This is a genomic window from Catenuloplanes indicus, assembly GCF_030813715.1.
Classification (GTDB): Bacteria; Actinomycetota; Actinomycetes; order Mycobacteriales; family Micromonosporaceae; genus Catenuloplanes; species Catenuloplanes indicus.
Map to the genome: position 1 here is coordinate 8,430,959 of NZ_JAUSUZ010000001.1, position 23,046 is coordinate 8,454,004.

General features: G+C 73.7%; 22 protein-coding genes. 9 read left to right on the forward strand and 13 right to left on the reverse strand.

Annotated features, from left to right (window positions below; translation table 11 throughout):
- The first annotated feature begins 17 nt into the window (after positions 1-17).
- Positions 18-488 carry a hypothetical protein gene (locus tag J2S42_RS37880; RefSeq protein ID WP_307247250.1) on the forward strand — a complete coding sequence of 157 codons (471 nt, stop codon included), beginning with the start codon at positions 18-20 and terminating at the stop codon, positions 486-488.
- Positions 489-555: 67 nt separating this feature from the next.
- Here J2S42_RS37880 and J2S42_RS37885 read toward each other — a convergent pair whose 3' ends face one another.
- The 10 genes from J2S42_RS37885 to J2S42_RS37930 form a co-directional block, all read right to left on the reverse strand.
- The gene (locus tag J2S42_RS37885; protein WP_307247252.1) at positions 556-696 is read right to left on the reverse strand and encodes a hypothetical protein; all 141 of its coding nucleotides are present in this window, start codon (positions 694-696) and stop codon (positions 556-558) included.
- A gap of 87 nt (positions 697-783) precedes the next feature.
- A complete protein-coding gene (locus J2S42_RS37890) occupies positions 784-1,995 on the reverse strand; it encodes an ABC transporter permease (protein ID WP_307247254.1) in 1,212 nt (403 codons plus the stop codon).
- Positions 1,988-2,662, reverse strand: a complete 675-nt coding sequence (locus tag J2S42_RS37895; protein ID WP_307247256.1) for an ABC transporter ATP-binding protein — start codon at positions 2,660-2,662, stop codon at positions 1,988-1,990. The genes J2S42_RS37890 and J2S42_RS37895 overlap by 8 nt, the downstream gene beginning before the upstream one ends.
- Positions 2,659-4,029, reverse strand: a complete 1,371-nt coding sequence (locus tag J2S42_RS37900) for a peptidoglycan-binding domain-containing protein (RefSeq protein ID WP_307247258.1) — start codon at positions 4,027-4,029, stop codon at positions 2,659-2,661. The genes J2S42_RS37895 and J2S42_RS37900 overlap by 4 nt, the downstream gene beginning before the upstream one ends.
- A complete protein-coding gene (locus J2S42_RS37905; protein ID WP_307247260.1) occupies positions 4,026-4,181 on the reverse strand; it encodes a hypothetical protein in 156 nt (51 codons plus the stop codon). The genes J2S42_RS37900 and J2S42_RS37905 overlap by 4 nt, the downstream gene beginning before the upstream one ends.
- The gene (locus tag J2S42_RS37910; RefSeq protein ID WP_307247262.1) at positions 4,178-5,056 is read right to left on the reverse strand and encodes a hypothetical protein; all 879 of its coding nucleotides are present in this window, start codon (positions 5,054-5,056) and stop codon (positions 4,178-4,180) included. Before J2S42_RS37910 ends, J2S42_RS37905 begins: the two co-directional genes overlap by 4 nt.
- Before the next feature lie 69 nt (positions 5,057-5,125).
- Positions 5,126-5,554 carry a hypothetical protein gene (locus J2S42_RS37915; protein ID WP_307247264.1) on the reverse strand — a complete coding sequence of 143 codons (429 nt, stop codon included), beginning with the start codon at positions 5,552-5,554 and terminating at the stop codon, positions 5,126-5,128.
- 391 nt (positions 5,555-5,945) lie between these two features.
- Complete coding sequence (locus J2S42_RS37920; protein ID WP_307247266.1) at positions 5,946-6,704, reverse strand: hypothetical protein; 759 nt, start codon at positions 6,702-6,704, stop codon at positions 5,946-5,948.
- 169 nt (positions 6,705-6,873) lie between these two features.
- On the reverse strand, positions 6,874-8,379 hold the full coding sequence (gene glpK, locus J2S42_RS37925) for a glycerol kinase GlpK (RefSeq protein WP_307247268.1): 1,506 nt from the start codon (positions 8,377-8,379) through the stop codon (positions 6,874-6,876).
- Complete coding sequence (locus J2S42_RS37930) at positions 8,376-9,128, reverse strand: IclR family transcriptional regulator (protein WP_307247270.1); 753 nt, start codon at positions 9,126-9,128, stop codon at positions 8,376-8,378. Before J2S42_RS37930 ends, glpK (J2S42_RS37925) begins: the two co-directional genes overlap by 4 nt.
- Positions 9,129-9,256: 128 nt before the next feature.
- On the opposite strand from J2S42_RS37930, the gene J2S42_RS37935 reads away from it, so the two are divergent.
- From J2S42_RS37935 to J2S42_RS37970, 8 genes are all read left to right on the forward strand, one after another.
- Complete coding sequence (locus J2S42_RS37935; protein ID WP_307247272.1) at positions 9,257-10,084, forward strand: MIP/aquaporin family protein; 828 nt, start codon at positions 9,257-9,259, stop codon at positions 10,082-10,084.
- A gap of 54 nt (positions 10,085-10,138) precedes the next feature.
- Complete coding sequence (gene glpK, locus J2S42_RS37940) at positions 10,139-11,656, forward strand: glycerol kinase GlpK (RefSeq protein ID WP_307247275.1); 1,518 nt, start codon at positions 10,139-10,141, stop codon at positions 11,654-11,656.
- A gap of 136 nt (positions 11,657-11,792) precedes the next feature.
- Entirely contained in the window at positions 11,793-13,484 is a 1,692-nt protein-coding gene (locus tag J2S42_RS37945) for a glycerol-3-phosphate dehydrogenase/oxidase (protein WP_307247277.1), read from the forward strand.
- Between the two features lie 86 nt (positions 13,485-13,570).
- Positions 13,571-13,963 (forward strand): spore germination protein GerW family protein, encoded by a 393-nt coding sequence (locus J2S42_RS37950; protein ID WP_307247279.1) that lies wholly within the window; start codon positions 13,571-13,573, stop codon positions 13,961-13,963.
- Between the two features lie 268 nt (positions 13,964-14,231).
- Positions 14,232-16,862 carry a hypothetical protein gene (locus J2S42_RS37955; RefSeq protein WP_307247282.1) on the forward strand — a complete coding sequence of 877 codons (2,631 nt, stop codon included), beginning with the start codon at positions 14,232-14,234 and terminating at the stop codon, positions 16,860-16,862.
- A gap of 122 nt (positions 16,863-16,984) precedes the next feature.
- Positions 16,985-17,503: a PadR family transcriptional regulator gene (locus tag J2S42_RS37960; RefSeq protein ID WP_307247284.1), complete on the forward strand. Its 519-nt coding sequence runs from the start codon at positions 16,985-16,987 to the stop codon at positions 17,501-17,503.
- Positions 17,482-18,192: an ABC transporter ATP-binding protein gene (locus J2S42_RS37965; protein WP_307247286.1), complete on the forward strand. Its 711-nt coding sequence runs from the start codon at positions 17,482-17,484 to the stop codon at positions 18,190-18,192. Before J2S42_RS37960 ends, J2S42_RS37965 begins: the two co-directional genes overlap by 22 nt.
- Before the next feature lies 1 nt (position 18,193).
- Positions 18,194-19,987: an FtsX-like permease family protein gene (locus tag J2S42_RS37970; protein WP_307247288.1), complete on the forward strand. Its 1,794-nt coding sequence runs from the start codon at positions 18,194-18,196 to the stop codon at positions 19,985-19,987.
- 152 nt (positions 19,988-20,139) lie between these two features.
- On the opposite strand, the gene J2S42_RS37975 is transcribed toward J2S42_RS37970, so the two are convergent.
- Genes J2S42_RS37975 through J2S42_RS37985 form a run of 3 tightly spaced genes read right to left on the reverse strand, consistent with a single transcriptional unit; the run spans position 20,140 to position 23,044 of the window.
- The gene (locus J2S42_RS37975) at positions 20,140-21,729 is read right to left on the reverse strand and encodes a flotillin family protein (RefSeq protein ID WP_370879344.1); all 1,590 of its coding nucleotides are present in this window, start codon (positions 21,727-21,729) and stop codon (positions 20,140-20,142) included.
- 10 nt (positions 21,730-21,739) lie between these two features.
- Positions 21,740-22,258 (reverse strand): NfeD C-terminal domain-containing protein, encoded by a 519-nt coding sequence (locus tag J2S42_RS37980; protein ID WP_307247290.1) that lies wholly within the window; start codon positions 22,256-22,258, stop codon positions 21,740-21,742.
- A 60-nt stretch (positions 22,259-22,318) separates the two neighbouring features.
- The gene (locus J2S42_RS37985; protein WP_307247292.1) at positions 22,319-23,044 is read right to left on the reverse strand and encodes an enoyl-CoA hydratase/isomerase family protein; all 726 of its coding nucleotides are present in this window, start codon (positions 23,042-23,044) and stop codon (positions 22,319-22,321) included.
- Positions 23,045-23,046: the final 2 nt, after the last annotated feature.

The window sequence follows — 23,046 nt, forward strand, 5'->3', positions numbered from 1 at the left end:
CGCGGTACGGTATCCCGGTGGCCGGCGAGATGCTCACCGCGATCACCTCGCTCGGCGGGGTGCTGCTCGGTGGAGGACTGTCCTATCTGGTGCAGCACACCACACTGCGGATGACCGCGCGGGCCGAGCAGCGCCGGCTGGAGTCCGAGCGGGCGGAGAACCGTCGCGCCGAGCGGCTGTCGCACCTGGAGCGGTTCGTCGCGGTGGCGGCGGAGGCGGAACGGGTCGCGTTCGAACGGCCGGACGACTGGTCCACCGGCGAGCCGTGGCCGGTCGCGGCGCAGGAGGTCATGCACCGTCTCTGGGTGGCCGAGCGCATGCTCCAGGTGCTGTATCCGGCGGAGGTGTACGCGGCGGCGCGCGCGTACTTCGAGCGGATCAACCGCGCGGTGTGGGACGGCGTGCCGTCGCTGGACGACCTGTACGGCGAGCTCGACGAGCTGCGCGGTGCCTTTCTGACGACGTCGCGCTCCGCACTGGACCGCTAGGGCCTTGCCGTCCGGCCGCGGTCGCCGGGCTCCTCACCCGGGCGTGTGCGGGTGAGGAGCCGATGTTCTACTCGCCGCCGCTGGACGCGTGGGTGGTGACGCGGTTGCTGGACGCGGTGCCGCGGGACTCGGCCGGGAAGCCGGTCCGGACGGCGGGCTCCCGCAACGGGGGAAAACGGGAGCCCACCGCGATCAGAGGACCGTCCACCAGGTAGGGATCGTCGTGAGGCGGGTGCGCCGCGCGACGGCCGCACCGGGCTGGGGCCATGCCGATCCGGCCCGGCCGCCGGGTGAGTCAGCGGCGGAGGGCTTCGACCGGTTCGATGCGGGCCGCGCGCAGCGCCGGGTAGAGGCCGGCGAGCAGGCCGATCAGCGCACCGGCGGCGGGGGTGATCGCGACGGTCCACGGGGCGAGCACGGCGGTCCAGTCGCGGGCGAGCGCGGTCAGGACCACCACGGCGACGCCGATGCTGCCGCCGACCAGGCCGCCGAGCAGACCGAGCGCGGTGGACTCGGCGAGGAACTGGCCGGCGATGTGGACCGGGCGGGCGCCGAGCGCGCGGCGCAGGCCGATCTCGCCGGTGCGTTCCAGGACCGCGACCAGCGTGGTGTTCGCGATGCCGACCGCGCCGATCACCAGGCAGACCGTGGCCAGCAGCAGGAACAGCGTGTCCAGGTCGGAGGAGATGCCGCCGCGCAGCGACTGCGGGTCGGGCGGGGCCAGCACGGTGAAGCGTTCCGGCGCGTCCGGGCGGAGCGCGACCGGGAGCTGGCCGGCGACCACGGCGGCGGCACCGGGCCGGGTCTCGACGATCATCTCGGCGCGCGGGTCGGTCGGCGGGCCGTAGGCCTTCATCGCCGTACCGGCCGGGATGATCACGGACAGCAGCAGGTCGGCGCGGCGTTGCAGGTCGTCGATCACGCCGAGCACGGTGTACGGCACGTCGTCGACGAACACGGCCGGGTGCCCGTCCAGCCGGGTGACGCCGAGCCGGGCCGCGGCGGCCGCGCCGAGCACCGCGACTCGTTCGCCGCGCCGGTCGTGGAACGCGTCGAACAGCCGCCCGAGCCGCAGCGCCGGGCGCATCGCGGTGAGCGCGGACGGTTCCGCGGCCACCAGGCCGAGGCCCTGACCGGCCCGGCCCGGCGTGCCGGGCACGGCCGCGATCGCCGGGGTGCGCAGCGGTACGGTCCAGTGCAGACCGGCCGCGCTGACCCCGGCGATCGCGGCCGCGCGCGCCGTCGCGTCGTCCGGGAACGAGAACGCGGTGTCCAGCGGGTCGGCGCCGCCGGCGTCCTTGACCGTCACCTCGGTCACGGCCAGCTCGGTGAACCGGCGGTCGATCTGCCCGCCGGCGGTCGCGGTCAGGCCGAGCACGGCCACGAACGCGGCTATGCCGAGCACGGTGCCGAGCGCGGTCAGCGTGGACCGGCCGGGCCGCTGCAGCATGCCGGCCAGCGCCTCGCCGAACAGGTCCGGCACCGCGAGCCGGGAGCGGTCAGTCATCGCTCAGCACCCCGTCGCGGATCGTCACGGTCCGGGCGCCGCGTGCGGCCACGGCCGGATCATGGGTGATCACCACCAGCGTGATCCCGGCGGCGTGCAGCGCGTCCAGCAGGTCGAGCACGGTGCCGGCGGTCGCGGAGTCCAGGTTGCCGGTCGGCTCGTCGCACAGCAGCAGGCTCGGCTCGTGCACCAGTGCGCGGGCGATCGCCACCCGCTGCCGTTCACCGCCGGAGAGCGTGATCGGCAGCGCGTCCCGCCGGTGGGCGAGCCCGACCCGGTCGAGCGCGTCCCGGGCCGCCGCCAGCCGGCGCCGCCGGGGCACGGCCGCGTAGAGCTGGGCCAGCGCCACGTTCTCGGTCGCGGTCCGGTACGGCAGCAGGTGGAACGACTGGAACACGAACCCGATCCGCCGCCCGCGCAGCGCGGTGCGGGCCGACTCACGCAGCGCGCCGACGTCGATGCCGTCCAGTTCGTAGCCGCCCTCGGTCGGCCGGTCCAGCAGCCCGGCCACGTTGAGCAGCGACGACTTGCCGGAGCCGGACGGGCCGACCACGGTCAGGTACTCGCCGGGCGCGACGGTCAGGTCTGCCGGGTGCAGCGCGGTCACCGGCGGCGGGCCCGGATAGGTGAGGCCGACGCCGCGGAACCGGATCACCGGCGCGGTCACGGCGCGGACACCACGACCCGGTCGCCCGCGGCCAGCTCGCCGCCGGCCGGGGACACGGCTACGAACCCGTCGCCGGACGCGCCGGCCCGCACCTCGACCCGGGTGACCGTGCCGGCCGCGTCCACCGTGGAGACCGTGGTGCGCCCGTCCGCACCGGCGGACACCGCGGACAACGGCACGACCAGCACCTCCCCGTCGGTCTGCGCAGCCGTGATCGTCACCCGCACGTCCTGCCCGGCCCACTGCGCGGGCAGCGGCTTGCGCGGCGTGATCAGCACCGGGTGGTACGGCCCGCCGCCCTGGTCGCCCGCGCCGCCCGCCTCGCCACCGGCCGGCGGCGGATCGGTGGTGAGCTCGCCGACGCTGGTCACGGTCGCGTCCGCGTTTTGGCCGAGCGAGTCCGCGCGCAGCGCCGCGGCCTGGTCGGCGCGGATCAGGCCGGCCTGCTCGGGCCGCAGGCGCACGCCGACGCGCAGCGCGCCGGACGACAGCACGAGCAGCGGCGCCTCGACCGGGTCGCCGACGCGCGCGGTGAACGTGGCGACGCGGGCGGGCAGCTCGGGCACGAACGCGACCTCGTCCAGCGGCACCATCGGGCCGGTGGTGGCGATCAGGTCGGCCTCGGCGGCCTCGGCGTCCGCGAGCCGGCCCTCCAGCCGGGCGAGTTGCTCGCTCAGCGGTGCCTCGCCGGTCGCGGCCGGCGGGCCGTCCTTGATCCGGCGGCGCATCGCGGCCACCTCGGCGCGCGCGGCGTCGACCGCGGCGGCGGCCTCGGCGAGCGCGGGCCGGTCGGTGCGCCCGCCCGGCCCCCCGGTGTCCGGCACGTCGTACCCGGCCTGCTGGTAGAGCCGGCGGACCGCGTCCTCGGTGGCGTCGCCGAACGTGCCCTCCGCGTCACCGCCCCGGTAGTGCCGCAGGTCGCGGAGCGCCCTCTGTAGCTGCGTGACGTCCGCCCCGGTGTCGCCGGGCTTGAGGTCACGGTACGCCGGGACCGCGCCCTTCAGCACGATCAGCGGCCGGCCGGAGACGGCCAGCAGCACCTGCCCGGCGGTGACCTCGGCACCGGCCTTGACCCGCGCGGCGGTGAGCACGAGCGTGCCCGCACCCTCGGCCGCGGTCGGCGTGATCTCCAGCCGGGCGCTCGCCTCGACCGTGCCGCGCGCCACCACGGTGCTGGTCAGCACGCGTTTCTCGACCACCGCGGTGAGCTGCGTCCCCGGCGGCGGTGAACTGTCCGCCAGCAGCTGCTGCGGCGACTTGACCAGCGTCGACGCGAGCAGCCCGGTGGTGGACAGCACCGCGCAGGCGGCGGCGAGCACCAGCGTGATCCGCCGCCGCCGGACGATCGGCGTCGGCTCGTCGCTCATGTGGCCGCGGGGGTCGGTGTCGACACCGCCGGCGGGTTTCGCTGGATCTCCTCCGGGCTGGTGTCGCCGCTCGACGGGCAGCCGGCCAGCAGCAGTGCGGCCAGCGCCGCGAACGGCAGGATCATCAGGGTACGGTTTCGGCGCGTGATCACTGTCCGGATACCACCTTCGCAGCGTTTCTGAGCAGGGTGTCGTAGTGCTTCCGCAGCTCGCTGAGCTGCTGTGCGTTGTCCTCGATGGTGCGGCGCTGATAGGCCGACTCGACCGCGAACCAGGTACCGACCACGTTCGCCTCCTGTTTGCAGGCGACGTCGGCCTTCGCGGTCTCCAGCTCGGCCGCGCTCACCGTCTCGCTCTGCCAGCGCGCGTCGTCGCCGGCGTCCATCGGCACGCCGTAGTGGAAGCCGCGGTCGCGCATGCAGGCGCTCCACCGGCCGAACGCGGCCTGCACCCGGGAATCCCGCTCGGCACGATCGTGGTCCGCGTTCGCCATCTGCTCCGGGTTGATCATCGGAGCCTCCGGTCCGCCCTGGCTCAGCCGGCGCATCGCCTCACCGGCGCAACCACCCGCCGGCACGGCCTGCCCGGCGATCTGGGTCTCGCCCTTGCCGGCCCAGAGCGCGGCTTCCTCCGGCGTCGGCTCCCGCTCCTGCCGGGCCTGCCACTCACCGTCCGGCCGGGGTGCCGGGTGGTAGCCGTAGGCGGTGGCATGGTCCGGGTCGAACAGCCCGTAACGGCGGGCGTGGATGACGGTCCCGTCCGGCGGGACACCTTCGATCACCGGCCAGTCCAGGCCGAAGCGCTGCATGCACTGCCGGCCCAGCATGTTGATCGCCCGGTCCGGCACCTGCCAGGACGTGACGAACACCAGGTACGGATCGAGCGGCAGCACCAGCTCGCTCGCGTGGCGAACGGCCGGGATGGACGCCACCGCCGGCTCACCCCGGTCGTCGGCCGCCCGCCCCTCGCACCCGAGCGATGCCAGCGCGGCCACCCCGGCGAGGACCAGCCCGATGGTACGGCGCATGGGAATCCTCCTTCCCCAGGTGCCGGCCGGGCGACCCGCGCCGCCCGGCCGGACTCGGTGCTGCGGTGATCAGCAGGACGTGGCGCTGGAGTGCGAGCTCAGCCGGTCGTTGGCCCAGCCGAGCGTGGTGTAGGCGTAACCGACACTGCCGCTGGACTGCCCGTACGGCAGGTGGGTCACGGACGCGCCGCCGCACCACGAGTGCTCGTAGGCGTAGATGCGCACGGTCCGGCCGTTCGCCGTGGAGCTGGCCTGGTCGCCGACGTGGACGTTGCTGTTGACGAAGTACAGCGGGCCGTAGTTGCCCTCCTGGCTGAGGGCCCGGTCGTAGATGCGACCGCTGAAGCCGCTGTCCTGCCACACGGCGAACTCGCCGGTGTGCCAGACACCGTCCCGGTCCGCCAGGGCGGGCGCGGCGAGGCCGGCCGTGACCATGGCGGCGCCGAACGCCACGATGCCCGCGCGTTTCACCGCGCGTACGATGGACTTGGTTTCCACAGATCCTCCTAGAGATCGGGAACCTGCGGCTGCGGTGCTGAACCCACCGCAGCCGCGCCTGATAACGGGATGCGGGGATCACGTAATCCCCCCGTGTTGCGTCTCTGACCGTACCATTGGTCGATGTTTTCGAGGGCCCGTCCAGTGTCGTCAAAGCGTCAACCCTATTTGTGATCGACAATCTTTGAACGGCTCTGACCTGGATTGATGTGCATCCATGGTGGATATGCGCGAGTTGCTGACACTATTGGGTGAACAAACTTATTAATTGTTCAGATGCAATGGTTGGGTAGGCGGGCCAGTGCTTTTTCCGGAAAGCTGACGGATATGTCCGGCAGGGCGACCGGGGTGGCAATGTTGATCGATCACAAAGGGAGCCCGCCCGCGGTCCTTACGGATGATCGAGAAGCCGGGCGGTGATCAGGTCGTCCGGTGAGCCGTGCGGCGCGTGGCCGATGGCGTACGCCGCGGCGGCGTCGTAGTGGCGGACGAGCGCCGGTGGCGGCTGCGGCCCGGCCGCGACCAGCGACCGCAGCAGCGCACGGGCCGTCCGGGTGTGGACGGCGAGATCCCGCTCCGCCACGACGTGCACGGACGTGCACGGACGTGCCGGTCGGCAGGTGCCACAGCGTGAACGCGGTGGTGCGGGTACGGGTGCAGTGGAGATCGACCCGGATCTCGTGGTCCGCCGGCGGACCGTGCTCGCCGTCGGCCAGCGGCAGGACCTCGACCACGGCGGCGGCACCGGTGTGGCGGCGGTGGAGGCCGGTCTCACGGCGCAGGGTGCCGTAGGTGTACGGCGTCGTGATGACGCTGATCCGGCCGTGCCGGCCCGGCACCGGCGCGTCGGTCCGGGGCGCGTCGTGGCAGCGGCGGACCAGGTCAGGTACATCGTGGTCAGCACGTCCGCCCAGGTCTCGTCGTCGGCGTGGACGCGCAGGACGGCCGCGCGGTGGTCGAGCGGGCCGGTGAGGTGGGCGTGGGCACGGGCGACGCGGACCGCGGCGGCGAGGGTTTCCACTTCCGCGGCGAGATCGCCGAAGATGGTTCCGCCGGGCTCCTCGAGGGACAGCGCGGCGAGCTGGAGCGCGTCGGTCACGCGGCGGCGTGCGTCGGTGGCCGCGTCAAGCGCGGCGGTGAGCGTGACCAATCGGGCCGTGACGCGACGGGCGTGGGCCGGATCGCTTCAGAACGCGGGCGTGCAGGCCTGCTGCAGCAACGTCTCCCGCACGTGGCGGAGGTGCGCGAGGCCGGGTGCGGCCGCGCGCAGCGTCGTGTCGAGCGCGATCAGGTCGTCCACGGCGAGCGCGTCTACCGGCTCAGGTGGGTGGCTGGATCCAGTCGAAGGTGTGCGCGACCGCGCGCTGCCAGTTGGCGTACTCGGTGGTGCGCAGCGCCGGGTCCATGTCGGGGAGCCACTGGCCGGCGCGGTGCCACAGGTCGCGGAGCGCGGCGAGGTCGGGCCAGTAACCGACCGCGAGGCCGGCGGCGTAGGCGGCGCCGAGCGAGACGGTCTCCGCGACCATCGGGCGGACCACCGGCACGTCCAGCACGTCCGCGACGAACTGCATCAGCAGGTTGTCGGCGGTCATGCCGCCGTCGACCTTGAGCGTGCTGAGCGCCAGGCCGGAGTCGGCGTTCATCGCGTCGACCACCTCACGGGTCTGCCAGCCGGTCGCCTCCAGCACCGCGCGGGCCAGGTGGCCCTTGGTGATGTAGCTGGTCAGGCCCACGATGACGCCGCGCGCGGAGCTGCGCCAGTGCGGCGCGTAGAGGCCGGAGAACGCGGGCACGATGTAGCAGCCGCCGTTGTCGCGCACGGTCCGGGCCAGCGTCTCGATCTCCGGCGCGGTGGTGATCAGGCCGAGCTGGTCGCGGAACCACTGCACCAGCGAGCCGGTGACCGCGATCGAGCCCTCCAGCGCGTACGCGGGTGGCGCACCGTCGATCTGGTAGGCGACCGTGCTGAGCAACCCGTGCGTGGACGCGACCGGTTCCAGGCCGGTGTGCAGCAGCAGGAAGCTGCCGGTGCCGTAGGTGCACTTCGCCTCGCCGGGCGTGAAGCAGGTCTGGCCGAACAGCGCGGCCTGCTGGTCGCCGAGCGCGGCCGCGATCGGCACCCCGGCGAACACCTCGGTGGCGGTGCCGAGCACTCCGGCCGACGGCCGGATCTCCGGCAGCATGCGGCGCGGGATGCCGAAGAAGGACAGCAGCTCGTCGTCCCAGGACAACGAGCGAAGATCCATCAGGAGGGTACGGGACGCGTTCGTCACGTCCGTGCAGAAGACGGCGCCGCCGGTCAGGTTCCAGATCAGCCAGGTCTCCATGGTGCCGAACAGCACGTCGCCGTTGACCGCGCGCTCCCGCAGGCCCGGCGTGTGGTCGAGCAGCCAGCGGATCCGCGGCGCGGAGAAGTAGGTGGCCAGCGGCAGCCCGCTGCGTTTCGGCACGCTCTCCGCGCCCGGCGTCGCGGCGAGCGCGTTGACCAGCTCGTCCGTACGGGTGTCCTGCCAGACGATCGCGCGCGCGACCGGGCGGCCGGTGTGCCGGTCCCAGAGCACCGTGGTCTCGCGCTGGTTCGTGATGCCGAGCGCGGCGACCTGGTCCAGCGTGATCCCGGCGGAGGCGAGCGCGGACGCGGCCGTCCGCCGCACGTGCTGCCAGATCTCCATCGCGTCGTGCTCGACCCAGCCGGGGCGCGGGTAGTGCTGGTGGTGTTCCTGCTGGGCGACCGCGTGCAGCCGGCCGCGGCGGTCGAAGACGATGCAGCGGGTGGAGGTGGTGCCCTGGTCGATCGCGACCACATAGCGCTCGGACGTTCTCATCGCGACCCCAGGTCCCGGGACACGGCACGGGCCGCGTCCCGTACGTAGCCGATGAGCCGGGCGTCGGGCCGCAGCGACGCGGAGCACAGCCGGTCGACGGCGCCGGAGATGCCGATCGCGCCGACGACCAGACCGCCGTGCGCCCGGATCGGCGCGGCCAGCGAGGCCTCGCCGGGCGCGAGCTCACCGGCCTCGGCGGCGAACCCGGAGTCGCGCACCGTGACCAGCTCGCGGGCGAGGTCGCGGCGGTCGGTGAGCGTACGCCGGGTGAACGGCTCCAGGGTGCGCAAAGAAGCAAAAGCCGTCGAGTCGTACGCCAGCAGCACCTTTCCCAGCGCAGTGGCATGCAGCGGCAGCAACGACCCCACATCGAGCGTCTGGAGCGAGTCGTCCGGGCGGAACACGTGGTGCACGACCAGCACCCGCCCGTCCAGGACGGTGCCGATCCGGACCGCCTCGCCGCTGCGCGCGGCCAGCGGGTCCGCCCAGTTGATCGAGCGGGAGCGCAGCTCGTTGACGTCCAGGTAGGACGTGCCGAGGTGCAGCAGCGCGGCGCCGAGCCGGTATTTCCCGGTCTCGTCCTGCTCGACGAAGCCGACCCGCTGGAGCGTGCGGATGATCCCGTGGGTGGTGCTCTTGGCCAGGTCCAGCGACCGGGCGATCTCCACGATGCCGAGGCGGCCGTGGCTGTGCGCGAGCAGGCGCAGCATCGCGGCCGCCCGCTCGATCGACTGCACCGGACCTGGCATGCACCCAGACTGCATCGAAATCCGCCGTTCGACAATGCCGAACCGGGTTCGTTGACGATCAATGTTGACCGTCCATAGCGTCAGGGCTGGTAACGACAGTGCAATCACTCCGTAACCATGGAGGCAAGATGGCACAGCGATTCAGAATCCCCGGTGGTCTGACCGGCGAGCTGGCCGCGGAGTTCGCCGGGACGTTGATCCTCATTCTGTTCGGGTGCGGCGTCGTCGCACAGGTCGTCGCGGGCGGGATCGGCGACCACGACAGCATCGCCTGGGCGTGGGGCCTGGGCGTCACGCTCGGCGTCTACGTGGCCGGCCGAATCAGCGGCGCGCACCTCAACCCGGCGGTCACGGTCGCGCTCGCGGTCTTCAAGGGCTTCGCGTGGCGAAAGGTGGCACCGTACGCGCTGGCCCAGCTGCTCGGCGCGTTCGTCGCGGCGCTGATCGTGCGCTGGAACTATACGGAGGTGCTCAACGCGTTCGACCCGGGCCTGACGATCAAGTCGCAGGGCGTGTTCTCCACGCTGCCGGGCAACGGCGCGCTGCCGGTCGGCGAGTGGGGCGCGTTCCGGGACCAGATCATCGGCACCGCGATCCTGCTGTTCCTGATCCTGGCCGTGACGGACGTGCTGAACACGCCGCCGGGCGCGAACCTGGCACCGTTCGTGGTCGGCCTGATCGTGGTCGCGATCGGCATGGCCTGGGGCACCGACGCGGGCTACGCGATCAACCCGGCCCGTGACCTCGGCCCGCGGCTGGCGTCGTTCCTGACCGGCTACGAGGACGCGTTCCGGGATCAGAACGGGTATCCGTACTTCTGGATACCGATCGTCGGGCCGCTGCTCGGCGGCGTGCTCGGTGCCGGGCTCTACCAGGCGCTGATCGGCCGGTTCCTGCCGGCGCAACCGGAGCCGGTGGCCGAGCCGGACGTCCCGAGGCAGCGCACGGCCGTGTGAAGATCACATTCGTCTGCGGGGGTACGCCTCCGCGCGTGAGAAGAAGGGGCACCCATGGCTGACTTCGTCGGCGCGATAGACCAGGGCACGACCAGCACCCGGTTCATGATCTTCGACCACGGCGGCAACGAGGTCGGCCGGCACCAGCTGGAACACGAGCAGATCCTGCCGCAGGCCGGGTGGGTCGAGCACAACCCGATCGAGATCTGGGAGCGCACGGTCGCGGTCGCCCGGACCGCGATGGGCAAGCTCAACCTCGGCGCGACCGACCTGGCCGCGCTCGGCATCACCAACCAGCGCGAGACCACCGTGGTCTGGGACCGGCGCACCGGCCGGCCGTACTACAACGCGATCGTCTGGCAGGACACCCGCACCGACCGGATCGCGTCCGCGCTGGACCGGGACGGCCGCGGCGACGTGATCCGGCAGAAGGCGGGCCTGCCACCGGCCACCTACTTCTCCGGCGGCAAGATCCAGTGGATCCTGGAGAACGTCGACGGGGTGCGCGAGGCGGCCGAGCGCGGCGACGCGATCTTCGGCAACACCGACTCCTGGCTGCTGTGGAACCTCACCGGCGGGGTGGACGGCGGTAAGCACGTCACGGACGTCACGAACGCGTCCCGGACCATGCTGATGAACCTCGAGACGCTGCAGTGGGACGACGAGCTGCTGTCGTTCTTCGGCATTCCGCGGGCGATGCTGCCGGAGATCAGGCCGTCGTCCGACGCGTCCGGATACGGCGTCTGCCGGGTCGCCGGGCCGCTCGGCGGCGAGGTACCGATCACCGGCGACCTCGGCGACCAGCAGGCGGCCACGGTCGGGCAGGTGTGCTTCAGCGTCGGCGAGGCCAAGAACACCTACGGTACGGGCAACTTCATGCTGCTCAACACCGGCACGGAACTGGTCCGGTCGAGCAACGGGCTGCTCACCACGGTCGCGTACCAGCTCGGCGACGCCGCGCCGGTCTACGCGCTGGAGGGCTCGATCGCGGTGACCGGCTCGGCCGTGCAGTGGCTGCGCGACCAGCTGCGGATCATCGGCAACGCGGCGGAGAGCGAGTCGCTCGCGGCGCAGGTCGAGGACTCCGGCGGCGTCTACTTCGTGCCCGCGTTCTCCGGGCTGTTCGCGCCGTACTGGCGGTCGGACGCGCGCGGTGCGATCGTCGGCCTGTCCCGCTACAACACGAACGCGCACATCGCCCGCGCCACGCTGGAGTCCATCTGCTACCAGAGCCGGGACGTGGTCGAGGCGATGCGCGAGGACTCCGGCGTCACGCTGGACGTGCTCAAGGTGGACGGCGGCGTCACCGCGAACAACCTCTGCATGCAGCTCCAGGCGGACGTGCTCGGCGTGCCGGTCAGCCGGCCGGTGGTCGCGGAGACCACGGCGCTCGGTGCGGCCTACGCGGCCGGGCTCGCGGTCGGCTTCTGGAAGGACACCAACGAGCTGCGCGCGAACTGGAACGAGTCGCAGCGCTGGACGCCGAACTGGGACGCGGACCGGCGCGAGGCCGGCTACGGCCGGTGGAAGAAGGCCGTGGAACGGACGCTCGGCTGGGTAGACGTGGACTGAGCGCCGTCGATCCCGGGGCGGCTCCGATCGTGATCCGCCCCGGGACCGGCACGGGGCGCGTGGCACTCGAAGTGCCGCGTGGGGCGGACGGCGACGTACCCTGGCAAGATTTTGATCTTGATTGGTGGTAACCGGCATGTCGGATCTGTCACCCACCGGCCGCGCGGCCGCACTCGACGCGATGGCCGACCGCGAGCTGGACGTCGTGGTGATCGGCGGCGGCGTGGTCGGCGCCGGGAGCGCGCTCGACGCGGTCACCCGCGGACTGAGCGTCGGCCTGGTCGAGGCGCGCGACTGGGCCAGCGGCACGTCCAGCCGGTCCAGCAAACTGATCCACGGCGGGCTGCGGTACCTCGAGATGCTCGACTTCGGGCTGGTCCGGGAGGCGCTGCGGGAACGCGGCCTGATCCTGTCCGTGCTGGCCCCGCACCTGGCGCGGCCGGTGCGGTTCCTCTACCCGCTGCGGCACCGCGCCTGGGAACGCGCCTACGCGGGCGCCGGGGTGCTGCTCTACGACGTGCTGGCGCGGCGCGGCGGGCTGCCGCCGCACCGGCACCTGACCCGGCGGCAGGCGCTGCGCGCGTGCGCGGCGCTGAAGAAGGACGCGCTGGTCGGCGCGCTGCAGTACTCCGACGCGCAGATCGACGATGCGCGGCACACGCTGTTCCTGGTCCGGACCGCGGCCGCGTACGGCGCGCACGTCGCGTCCCGCACCCGGGTGGTCGGCTTCCTGCGCGAGGGTGCGCGGGTGACCGGCGTGCGCGTGCACGACCTGGAGTACGACCGGACGTTCGACGTCCGCGCCCGGCAGGTGATCAACGCGACCGGCGTGTGGACCGACGAGACGCAGAGCCTGGTGGGCGAGCGCGGCCAGTTCCACGTGCGCGCGTCCAAGGGAATCCACCTGGTGGTGCCGCGGGACCGGATCCAGTCCAGCACCGGGCTGATCCTGCGCACCGCGACCTCGGTGCTGTTCGTGATCCCGTGGGGCCGGCACTGGATCATCGGTACTACGGACAGCGACTGGAAGCTCGGCAAGGCGCACCCGGCCGCGTCCCGTAAGGACATCGACTACCTGCTGTCAGAGGTCAACCGGGTACTGGTCACGCCGCTGACCCGAGCCGACGTGGAGGGCGTCTACGCCGGGCTGCGGCCGCTGCTGCACGGCGAGTCGGAGTCCACGTCGCAGCTGTCCCGCGAGCACACGGTCGCGTCGCCGCAGCCCGGGCTGGTCGTGGTGGCCGGCGGGAAGTACACGACGTACCGGGTGATGGCCGCGGACGCGGTGAACGCGGCCGCGCACAACCTCGGCGGCGCGATACCCCGGTCGGTGACCGCGCGGGTGCCGCTGGCCGGTGCCGAGGGCTATGCGGCACTGTGGAACCAGCGACACCGGCTGGCCGCCGCGTCCGGCCTGCACGTCGCGCGGATCGAACACCTGCTCGGCCGGTACGGGTCGCTGATCCACGAGGTGCTGGCGCTGATCGCTTCCGCCCCCGATCTCCGGCGGCCGCTCGACGGCGCCGACGACTACCTGCGCGCGGAGGTCGTCTACGCCGTCACGTTCGAGGGCGCGCGGCACATCGAGGACGTGCTCACCCGCCGCACCCGGATCAGCATCGAGACGTTCGACCGTGGCCTCGCGGCGCTGCCGGAGGTGGCCGACCTGATGGCCGCGCCCCTGGGCTGGACCGGCGAGCAGAAACGCCGCGAGATCTCGCACTACGAGGCGCGCGTCGCGGCCGAGCGCGCCTCCCAGGAGGAACCGGACGACGAGACCGCGGACGCGACCCGGCTCGGCGTGCCGGAGGTCGTGCCTCTGGCCTGAGGTTTTCCTGCTTCTTCGATGCGATGTGCCGTACAGTGCGTACCGCGCTTGGGCGCCGGCCCTTCCCACGATGCGCGGAGGCATGCATGGCACCGGACATCTACGAGATCATGTCGTCGGCGCGGGACGCGATGACGGTCCGCCGCGCCTTCGGCGAGCCGATCGAGCGTGACGGCGTCACGCTGGTGCCGGTCGCGTTGATCGGCGGCGGCTTCGGCGCCGGCACCGGCCGCGCCGACAGTTCCCCCGACGGTACGGCGGCGCATCGCGAGGGCGACGGTGGCGGGTGGGGGATGGGCGCGGTCCCGGTCGGGGCCTACAGCATCCGCGACGGGCGGGTCCGCTTCCACCCGGCGGTCAACGTCAACCTCGTGATCCTCGCCGCCACCACGCTCGCCGCCACCTGGCTCACCACCCGCGCCCTCACCACCCGCGCGCTCACCACCCGCGCGCTCACCGGCCGCCGCCGCGGCCGCTGAGGGACAGGCGGTCCACCGGTGTTCGCCGGGCCGCCGCCACGGCCGGAAGCGGCCCGGGACAGTGACCAGCGGCCGGGCGGCGGGCCGAGGTCTCCGGGCCGGCCTCCGGCGACCGTCCGTACGCCGAGTTCAGCCGAACCGTCCCTTGTGTCCAGGGCGCGAAACGTGGTCCGGTGGATCACAATGTGGTGAGCGGACGGACGGGAGGACGAGTGGCGGCTCAGGAAGACGTCCACGGTGGAATGTTCCGTCAGGGAGCAGGTCTCTAGTGGCGGAGCCCAGTCGTCTCGTCCGTGTCGTCGGGGCCGCCGACCGGCCGCTCGGTTACGTGATCGCGGACGGGCTCGTGCTGACCGCGGAGCACCATCCGGGCCGGCTGGACGACGCGGTCGAGGTGGAGGGCTACCCGGACCATGTGCGGTCCACGCCGGGGCGGTTGATCTGGTCGGACCCGGTGATGGAGGTGGCGCTGGTCGAGGTGCCGGGCGCGGCCGGGGAGACCCGGCTGCCACCGGCCCGGTTCGGGCGGATCCTGTCCTCCGGCACCGAGCTGGAGGTCACCGCGCTGGCCCTGGTCAGCCCGGACCCGGCCGTGCCCGAGCCGCGCACTCCGCCCGAGCCGCGCACTCCGCCCGAGCCGCGCCCGCGCGCGGCCGGTGACAACGTCCGGCCGATCGGGACCGCCCGGCCCCGGGGCCATGAGCCGCGGCCGGCCTGGGCCGGGCCGACCCGGCAGGCGCGGATCGTGACCGGCCCGCCGGATCCGATCTCCGCGTTGCGCGCCCTCGAGGCGCTGCGGCCGCCGGACGGCGAGCCGGAGCCGCCGGTCGAGCACCCGGAGGAGGACGAGAGCGACGTGCCGGTCGCCATCCCCGGCCGGGTCCGCGTCTCCGACAACCTTTACCAGCTGGAGCTCGACGCAGACCCGCTGCCGCCGAACCTGGCCGGTGCACCGGTCCTGGCCGGTGGGCTGCTGCTCGGCGTGATCACCGACGACGCGTACCGGCCGGGGCGGCGCTCGCTCACGCTCACCCCGGTCTGGCGGCTGCTGCGCGACCGGACGTTCTCCCGTCCGGTCGGCCGGTTCACGAAGCGGCCCGTGGTGTCCGAGCCGGTCGAGCTGGCGCACGCGCTGATCGATCCGTACGCCGGCCCGGACCGGGTGGTGGCCCGCGCGGCCGAGGGGCCGTACCCGCCGCTGCTCACGGCCGAGGCCGCGGTCGTGCCGTTCCGCGGCAGGGTGCGGGAGATCCGCGAGCTGACCGCGTGGTGCAACGCCGAGGACCGCACCGTCCACCTGTTGATGCACGCGCCGTCCGGCGAGGGCAAGACGCGGCTCGCGGCGGAGCTGCTCACCCGGTTGCGCGCGCAGGGCTGGCTCGGCGGCGTCGCCGGTGACCTGCGGCGGCTGATCTCCGGACTGGACGCGGTGGACGGCCCGACCGCGCCCACACTGATCATCGTGGACGACGCGGAGTCCCGGCCGCCCGCGCTGCTGGCCGAGGTGCTGGACCGGCTGGCGATGGGCCGCCGCGCCCGGATCCGCGCGCTGCTGCTGGCCAGGACCGCCGGATCATGGATGCTCGGGCTCAGCGACCGCATCCGGCTGGCCGGCATCCGTACGCTCGCGCTCGGCCCGCTCTACCCCGATCCGGCGATGCGCGCGGCCGAGCAGCGCCGGGCCGCCCGTGCGTTCGCCGAGGTCTTCGACCGGGGCATGCCGGGCCGCCCGTACACGGCCGTGGTCGAGCAGTCGCCGCGGCCGATGACCGAGGCGCTGCCCGCGTTCGGGCACGCGCTGACGTTGCAGGCCGCGGCGCTGCTCTGGGCGATCGGCCGCCCGCTGCCGGACGCCGGCCGCTACTACCACGACCCGCTCGCCGCGCTGCTGCGGCACGAGGACCGCTACCTGAACCGGGTCGCGGACAAGCACCGGATCACACCGAACCGGGCCGCCCGCGCGCGGCTCGTCGCGGTCGCCACGCTGTTCGGCGCGTCCTCCCCGGACGAGGCCCGCACGCTGCTGGGCAGCCACAACGGCACCGGCGACGTGGACGCGTGGCTGTCCGAGCTCTACCCGGCCGAGCGCGGCGCGCACTGGCGGCCGGTCCGGCCCGCGCTGATCGCGGAGGAACTGGTGGTCCGTGCGCTGCTGCCGGCCGGTGCCGCGGTGCGCGCCGCCGACCTCGCGCTGTTCGTGCCGCGGGCGACACACCATCAGCGGGTACGGATGCTGGCGCTGCTGACCAGCGCGGCCGCCCGGCACCCCGCGCTCGCCGGCGTGCTGCGCGACCTGGTCCGCCGCCACCCGGACGCGCTCGCGCCCGCGGTGCCGGACGTGCGCGTGCGGGTGCCGGACCCGAGCCCGCTGCTGCGCGCGTTCGCCGACGTCGGCCCGACCGTGGCCGCACCCGTGCCGCCCGAGCCCGCCGTGCTGACGCCGCCGATCCCGGACCGCCTCTATGCGTACGTGGCGTCCGCGACCAGCCGCGGCCTGACCTGGTGGCGGGTGCTGTGCGAGGTGGACGCTCCCTGGCTGCGGCTCAAGGCCACCACGGAGGCCCCGGACGGCGGCGTACCCCTGGTGATCGCGTCCATCGCGTGGCTCGGCGGCGCGACCGGCCGGCACACGGTGCGCCCGGCGCCGCACCCGGACGAGTGGCACCGCATCGAGATGCCCGCGCCGACCGAGGCCGTGCTCGGCTCCGTCGCCGTGGTCGGCGACCGCAACTTCCCCACGCCCGCGATGCTGCTGGTCTCGCCGGAGCCGCTGACCATCCCACCGATCCCGGTCGGCCGCGCCACCGAGTCGGCCGGCGCCCAACTCGGCCGCGCTCTCGGCGCGCTGCCCCTGGCCCGCCCACCGTCCGCCGACCCGCCGGACCCGTTCTACCGCTAGGGCGTGTTTGGTGGACCGCGCCGCAGGCCGTCGGGATCCACCAAACACGCCCTAGGGTCCCGGCCGTGACGCCGCCCGGCCCGGGTTGACAGCATCAATGGCTAACCGTTATCTATTACGGCATGCAGGACGTCCTTCTGGCGATGCTGGCCAAGGAACCCGTGCACGGGTACGAGTTGCGTGCCCGGCTGCGGGACGCACTCGGGCCGCTCGGCGAGTCGATGAACGGCGGCCAGGTCTACGTCACGCTCGCCCGGCTGGCCCGGGCCGGGCTGGTCGTCGCCGAGCACGACGAGGGCCTGCCGGACCGCCCCGACCGCCGCGTCCACCACCTGACACCGGCCGGGCAGCAGCGCGTCTCCGACTGGCTGAGCGAGGTGACCTGGCCCCGGCCGGACATCACCGAGTTCCACCTCAAATTGGTCGCCGCGGCGGCGGCCCGGCTGGCCGACCCGGTCGACCTGGTCGACGCGCAGCGGCGCGAGGTGCTGCGCCGCATCCGGGAGGCGCAGCGGGCCGCGCTCGACCGCGCGGTCGACCCGGTGGCGGCGCTGCTGCTGGAGGGCGTGGTGCTGCGACTGCGGGCGGACCTGGAGTGGCTGGCGGCGTGCGAGCGCACGTGGACCGGACGGAGATCATGATGGCGTTGCGGGCCCGTGGCCTGACCAAGCGGTACGGCTGGAACGACTCGCTGGTCCGCGCGGTCGACGAGATCGACCTCGACGTGCCGGCGGGCCAGTCCGTAGCGATCATGGGTCCCAGCGGCTGCGGCAAGTCCACGCTGCTGCACCTGCTCGGCGGCCTGCAACGCCCGACCGCGGGCGAGCTGTGGGTGGCCGGGCAGCGCATCGACCGGCTGAGCGAACGCGCGCTGGCCAAGCTGCGCCGCCACCACATCGGCCTGGTCTTCCAGTCCTTCCACCTGATGGACGAACTCACCGCGGTGGAGAACGTGGAGATGGCCGCGCTGCTGGCGGGCACCGCGCCCGGCCCTGCGCGCCGCCGCGCACTGCACCTGCTCGACCGGTTCGGGCTGGCCGACCGGGCCGGGCACCTGCCGGCCGAGCTGTCCGGCGGTCAGCGGCAGCGCGTCGCGATCGCGCGGGCACTCAGCAACTCGCCGCGGATCGTGCTCGCCGACGAGCCGACCGGCAACCTGGACAGCGCGGCCACGCTGGACGTACTGCGGATCTTCGACGAGCTGCGTGCGGCCGGTCAGACGCTCGTCGTGGTCACCCACGACGCCCGGATCGCCGCGGTCGCGGACCGGGTGATCGGCATGCGGGACGGCGCGTTCGCCGACGACACCGTGCTGACCGGGGCGCGCTGACGTGGCCGGGCGACTGCTGCTCATTCTCCGGCTGCTCGGCCGGGACCTGACCCGGCGCCGGACCGAGACCGCGCTGCTGCTGGCCGCGATCACGGCCGCGACCGCGACGCTGACGCTCGGGCTGACGCTGAACGAGCTGGCCTCCCGGCCGTACGAGCGGACCCGGGCGGCGACCGGCGGGCCGGATTTGGTGATCGAGCCGGCCATGACCGGGCCGGACGCGCTGGCCGCACTGGCCACGATCGCCGCGCGGCCGGACGTGACCGGGCACTCCGGGCCGTACCCGCTGCTGTTCCTGGATCTTGATTTCGCGGGTCTTCGCTCGCGCGTGGTCGTGCAGGGGCGGGACCCGGCGCCGGTCGCGATCGACCAGCCGGCCGTGACCGACGGCGGCTGGGTGCGGCCCGGCGGTGCGGTCGTCGAGCTGGCGTTCGCGGACGCGTTCGGCATGCGGGTCGGCGACGTCGTGACCGTCGGCGGCCGTCCGCTGCGCGTCGACGGCCTCGCGGTGTCGGCCGCCCGGTCGCCGTTCCCGAACGCGAACTGGCACCGGCCGCAGTCGATCGACGTCTGGAAGGGCGGCGCGATCTGGGTCCACCGGGACGACGTCCCCGCGCTCGCCGGCTCGCAGCCGGTCTCCTACAACCTGAACGTGACCGTCGCCGGCCCGGCGCAGGCCCGGGCGTTCACCCGCCTGGAGTCGGGGGAGAAGAACCCGATGTTCCGCGGCTGGCACGTCCGCCGCTCGGCGGACTTCGTCAACTCGGCCGGGCGGCGGTACGGCCCGACGTTCGAGGCACTGCTGATCGGCAGCTGGCTGCTGACCGGCCTGGCCGTCACCGGCGTCGCCGGGATCGTCGGCGGGCGGGTCATCGCGCAGCGGCGCCGGGTCGGGCTGCTCAAGGCGGTCGGCGCCGGGCCGGGCCTGATCGCGGCCGTCCAGCTCACCGAACATCTGCTGATCGGGCTCGGCGCGGCCGGTGCCGGGCTGGCCGCCGGCTGGCTGGCCGCGCCCGTGCTGTTCCGGCCCAGCGCCGGGCTGATCGGCACGGTCGGCACCGCGCCGCCGCCCGCCTGGCTGGTCTGGTCCGTGCTGGCGCTGGCGCTGACGATCGCGGTGGTGGCCACGCTGGGGTCGGTGCTGCGCGCGGCCACCACCGACACCGTGCACGCGCTCGCCGACGCCACGGTGCCGCCGCGCCGCAACGGCGTCCTGATCGGACTGTCCCGCCGGCTGCCGGCCACGCTGCTGATCGCCGTACGCCTCGGCACCCGCCGCCCCCGCCGGTCCCGGCTCGCCATGATCAACACGATGATCACCATGACCGCGGCCGCCGGCGTGCTCACCATGCTGGCCCAGCCACCGGACTTCGACGACCTCGGCGGCATGACGATCCCCGACACCGGTGGCGGACGGCTCCGATCGGCGCTGTTCCTGATCGTCACGGTGGTGTGCGTGCTCGCGCTGCTGAACACGGTGGTCAGCACGCGGACCGCGGTGCTCGACGCGGAACGGCCGCTCGCGGTGGCCCGCGCGCTCGGCGCCACCCCGGCCCAGGCCGGCGCCGCCGTGGCGATCTCCCAGCTCCTCCCGGCTCTGCCCGGCGTCGCGCTGGGCCTGCCGCTCGGTATCGGCATCGCTCGCTTCACCAACGACACGTACGGCGCGGAGCCGTACGCCCCGGCGTGGTGGATGCTCTCCGCCGCGTGCGCGGTGCTGCTCGTGGTGACCGCGTTGACGGCGATCCCCGCGCTGACCATGGCCCGGCGGCCGGTGGCCGGCACGCTGCGGTGACGCCCGCCGCCGGTGCGCGCCGCCGCCAGGCCGGCCACCGGCGTTCGCCGGGTTGCGGTGCCGGTGGCCCGGGCGCCGTTCACGTCGTTCCGGCGACGTGAACGACGCCCGGCTCACGGTCGTGCACCCGGTGAATGCCGGCGGACACCGCACTATGCCGGATCGTCGCTGCGGCCGGCCGGAGACTGAGCGGCCGGTTCGCGACTGACGCTCGGTGCCGCCTGAACCGCCGATGCCGCCTGAACCGCCGATGCCGCCGGCACCGCTGATGCCGCCGGCACCGCTGATGCCGCCGGCACCGCTGATGCCGCCGGGACCGCCGGTGCGGGGCGGTCGCCGTTGCCGTCCGGGCCGCGGAAGCGGGCGCCGAGCAGGCCGGCCAGGTCCACGCCGGTCAGGTCCGCGCCCAGTTGCAGGCCCTGCGCCACGTTGCTGGCCACCGCGCGGGTCAGCGACGACGCGCCGTCCGTGGAGATCACGGTCAGCTTGTCGATCTCGCCGATCGGCCGGCTGGCCGCCTCCACCACGTTCGGCAGCACCTGGGCCAGCAGGTCCAGCGTGGCCGCGTCACCGTACAGGTCGAACGAGATCGCCTTCAGCCGCATCGACTCCGCGTCGGCTCGGCCGAGTGCGAGCCGGGCCGCGCCCTCGGCCTGGCCCTCCAGTTCGACCGCGCGGGCCAGCGCGGTGCGCCGGGCCAGTTCGCCCTCGCCGACCAGCCGGGACCGTTCCGATTCCGCCTGCGCCTCCGCGATCGCGCCCTGCCGGCGCGCGTCCGCGGCCAGCACGTCCGCGTTGCGGTGCGCCTCGGCCTCCTGCTCGACCCGGTAGCGGGCCGCATCGGCCGGTTTGCGGACCTCGACGTCCAGCTCGCGCTCCTTCAGTTCGGCCTCGCGCTCGGCCACCTTGCGGCGTTCGGCCAGCACGGCCTGGCTCTGTTCCGCCTCGGCGAGCGGGCCGGCCGCGGCCGAGCGCGCCGCGGCCGCGTCGACCTCCGCGCGGATCTCCGCCTTGCGCAGCGCCAGGTTCCGTTCCGCGACCGCGACCGACTCCTCCGCCAGCAGCCGGGCCTGCTCGGACGCCTGCCGGGCCTGCGCCTCCGCGATCGCCGCGTCCTTGAGCACGCGGGCCGCCTCCGGCCGGCCGAGGTCCTGCAGGTACGTGCCCTCGGTCAGGATGTCCTGCACCTGGAACGTGTCCAGGACCAGGCCCTGGTTGGTCATCGAGTGCTCGGCCTCCTCCGCGACCGCGTTCGCGAACGCGACCCGGTCGCCGATGATCTCCTCGATGGTGAGCCGGCCGACGATCGCGCGCAGCGAGCCGGCCAGCACCTCGCGGGTGAACTGGTCGATCTCCTTCTGCTGGTGCAGGAACCGCTGCGCGGCCGCGCGGATCGCGTCCTCGGTGCCGCCGACCTTGACGATCGCGACGCCGTGCAGGTTCGCGCGGATGCCCAGCTTGCTGACCGCACCCTGGATGTCCACGCTGATCCGGCGGCTGGACAGGTCCAGCGACTGCTTGCGCTGCACGACCGGGAGCACGAAGACGGACGCGCCCATCACGACCTTCTGCCCGGACAGGTCGGTGGAGCGGATGCCCTCCGCGTCGGTCACCGAGCGGCCCTTGCGCCCGGTGATGATGAAGGCCTCGTTCGGGCCGGCGACCTTGATCCGGGAGAGTACGAACATCACGACGAGGAACACCACCAGCACACCGCCGGCGGTCGCGATCAGGATCGGCATGGGACCCTCCTCAGGGCGTGAGCTTCTCGACGACGACGCTGGTGTCCGACGGCGCCTCGACCACGAAGATCTCGGTGCCGAGCGGGATGGCGGTGTCCGCGCGGGCGTGCAGCTTCATCGGCAGGCCACCGGCCCGCACACGCACCTCGCCGTACCCTCGGACGGGAATCGGGGTGACGACGACGCCGATCGCGCCGACCAGGTCGGCCCGGGTCAGCGTGCCGTCGGTGGGGATGTTGCGGGCCCAGCGGGACAGCCGCACCGCGAGGTACGCGGTCGGTACCGCCGCCGCCAGGCCGACACCCGCCGCGGCCAGCACCGCACCGGCCGAGCGCGCGCCCAGGAGCTGCACCGCGATCGCACCACCGAAGCCGAATGCGCCGAGGAAACCGGCGATCGACTCCACCGAGGCCGGCCCGCCTAGATCGACGTGCACCGCGCGCAGCGCGCCCGCGCCCAGCAGTGCCAGCGTCAGGACCGCCGCGCCGAGGCCGCCGACGAGCAGGAAGACCAACGTGGGCGCGTCCATCTCGGACCTCCCTCGGGGTGGTTATCCGCGAGGGTAGACAGCCCGCACAAAGCAGCGTGATCAGAAGCGGGGTGGGCGCTTCTCGTGGAACGCGGTCACGCCCTCCACCCGGTCCGGGCTGGCGATGCCGGTGCGGTGCCAGTGGTCGATCACGGCCGGGTCGTCGGACTCCACGAACGCCTTCGCGGCGGCCAGCGACATCGGCGAGCGGGACGCGATCGTGGCGGTGAACTCGGCCAGCCGGCCCGGCGTGGCGATCTCGTTCACCAGGCCGAGTGCGGCAGCCTGCGGTGCGCCGACCGGGTCGCCGGAGAAGAGCAGGTACTTCGCGGTCGCCGCGCCCACCACGGAGACCAGCCGGCGGGTGCTCGCATGTGGATAGACGATGCCGAGCTTGCCGGGTGGCACGCCGAACACCGCGTCCGCGTCCGCGAACCGGAGGTCACAGGCGACCGCGAGCTGGCAGCCGCCGCCGATCGCGTAACCCTCCACGTACGCGATGGTCGGTCGTGGGAACGTCACCAGCGCGGCCTCGGCGCGCGTGACGATCGAGTCCTCGCCGCCCGGGTACGCCTCCGCGATGTTCGCCAGGTCCGCGCCGGCGCAGAAGGTGCCGCCCGCGCCGCGCAGCACGAGGACCCGGACCGCGGGGTCGGCGGCCAGGGCCGACAGCACGGACGGCAGCGCGCGCCACATGTCCGCGGTCATCACGTTCCGCTTGCGCGGGTTCGTGATCGTGACCGTGGCGACCGCGCCGTCGACCCGCGCGTCCAGATGACCGGTCACCG

Coding starts and splice junctions, on each gene's coding strand:
- J2S42_RS37890 (WP_307247254.1), bottom strand. CDS start 1,995: ATGACTGACCGCTCCCGGCTCGCGGTGCCGGACCTGTTCGGCGAGGCG.
- J2S42_RS37900 (WP_307247258.1), bottom strand. CDS start 4,029: ATGAGCGACGAGCCGACGCCGATCGTCCGGCGGCGGCGGATCACGCTG.
- J2S42_RS37910 (WP_307247262.1), bottom strand. CDS start 5,056: ATGCGCCGTACCATCGGGCTGGTCCTCGCCGGGGTGGCCGCGCTGGCA.
- glpK (WP_307247268.1), bottom strand. CDS start 8,379: ATGAGAACGTCCGAGCGCTATGTGGTCGCGATCGACCAGGGCACCACC.
- J2S42_RS37930 (WP_307247270.1), bottom strand. CDS start 9,128: ATGCCAGGTCCGGTGCAGTCGATCGAGCGGGCGGCCGCGATGCTGCGC.
- J2S42_RS37935 (WP_307247272.1), top strand. CDS start 9,257: ATGGCACAGCGATTCAGAATCCCCGGTGGTCTGACCGGCGAGCTGGCC.
- glpK (WP_307247275.1), top strand. CDS start 10,139: ATGGCTGACTTCGTCGGCGCGATAGACCAGGGCACGACCAGCACCCGG.
- J2S42_RS37945 (WP_307247277.1), top strand. CDS start 11,793: ATGTCGGATCTGTCACCCACCGGCCGCGCGGCCGCACTCGACGCGATG.
- J2S42_RS37950 (WP_307247279.1), top strand. CDS start 13,571: ATGGCACCGGACATCTACGAGATCATGTCGTCGGCGCGGGACGCGATG.
- J2S42_RS37960 (WP_307247284.1), top strand. CDS start 16,985: ATGCAGGACGTCCTTCTGGCGATGCTGGCCAAGGAACCCGTGCACGGG.
- J2S42_RS37975 (WP_370879344.1), bottom strand. CDS start 21,729: ATGCCGATCCTGATCGCGACCGCCGGCGGTGTGCTGGTGGTGTTCCTC.
- J2S42_RS37980 (WP_307247290.1), bottom strand. CDS start 22,258: ATGGACGCGCCCACGTTGGTCTTCCTGCTCGTCGGCGGCCTCGGCGCG.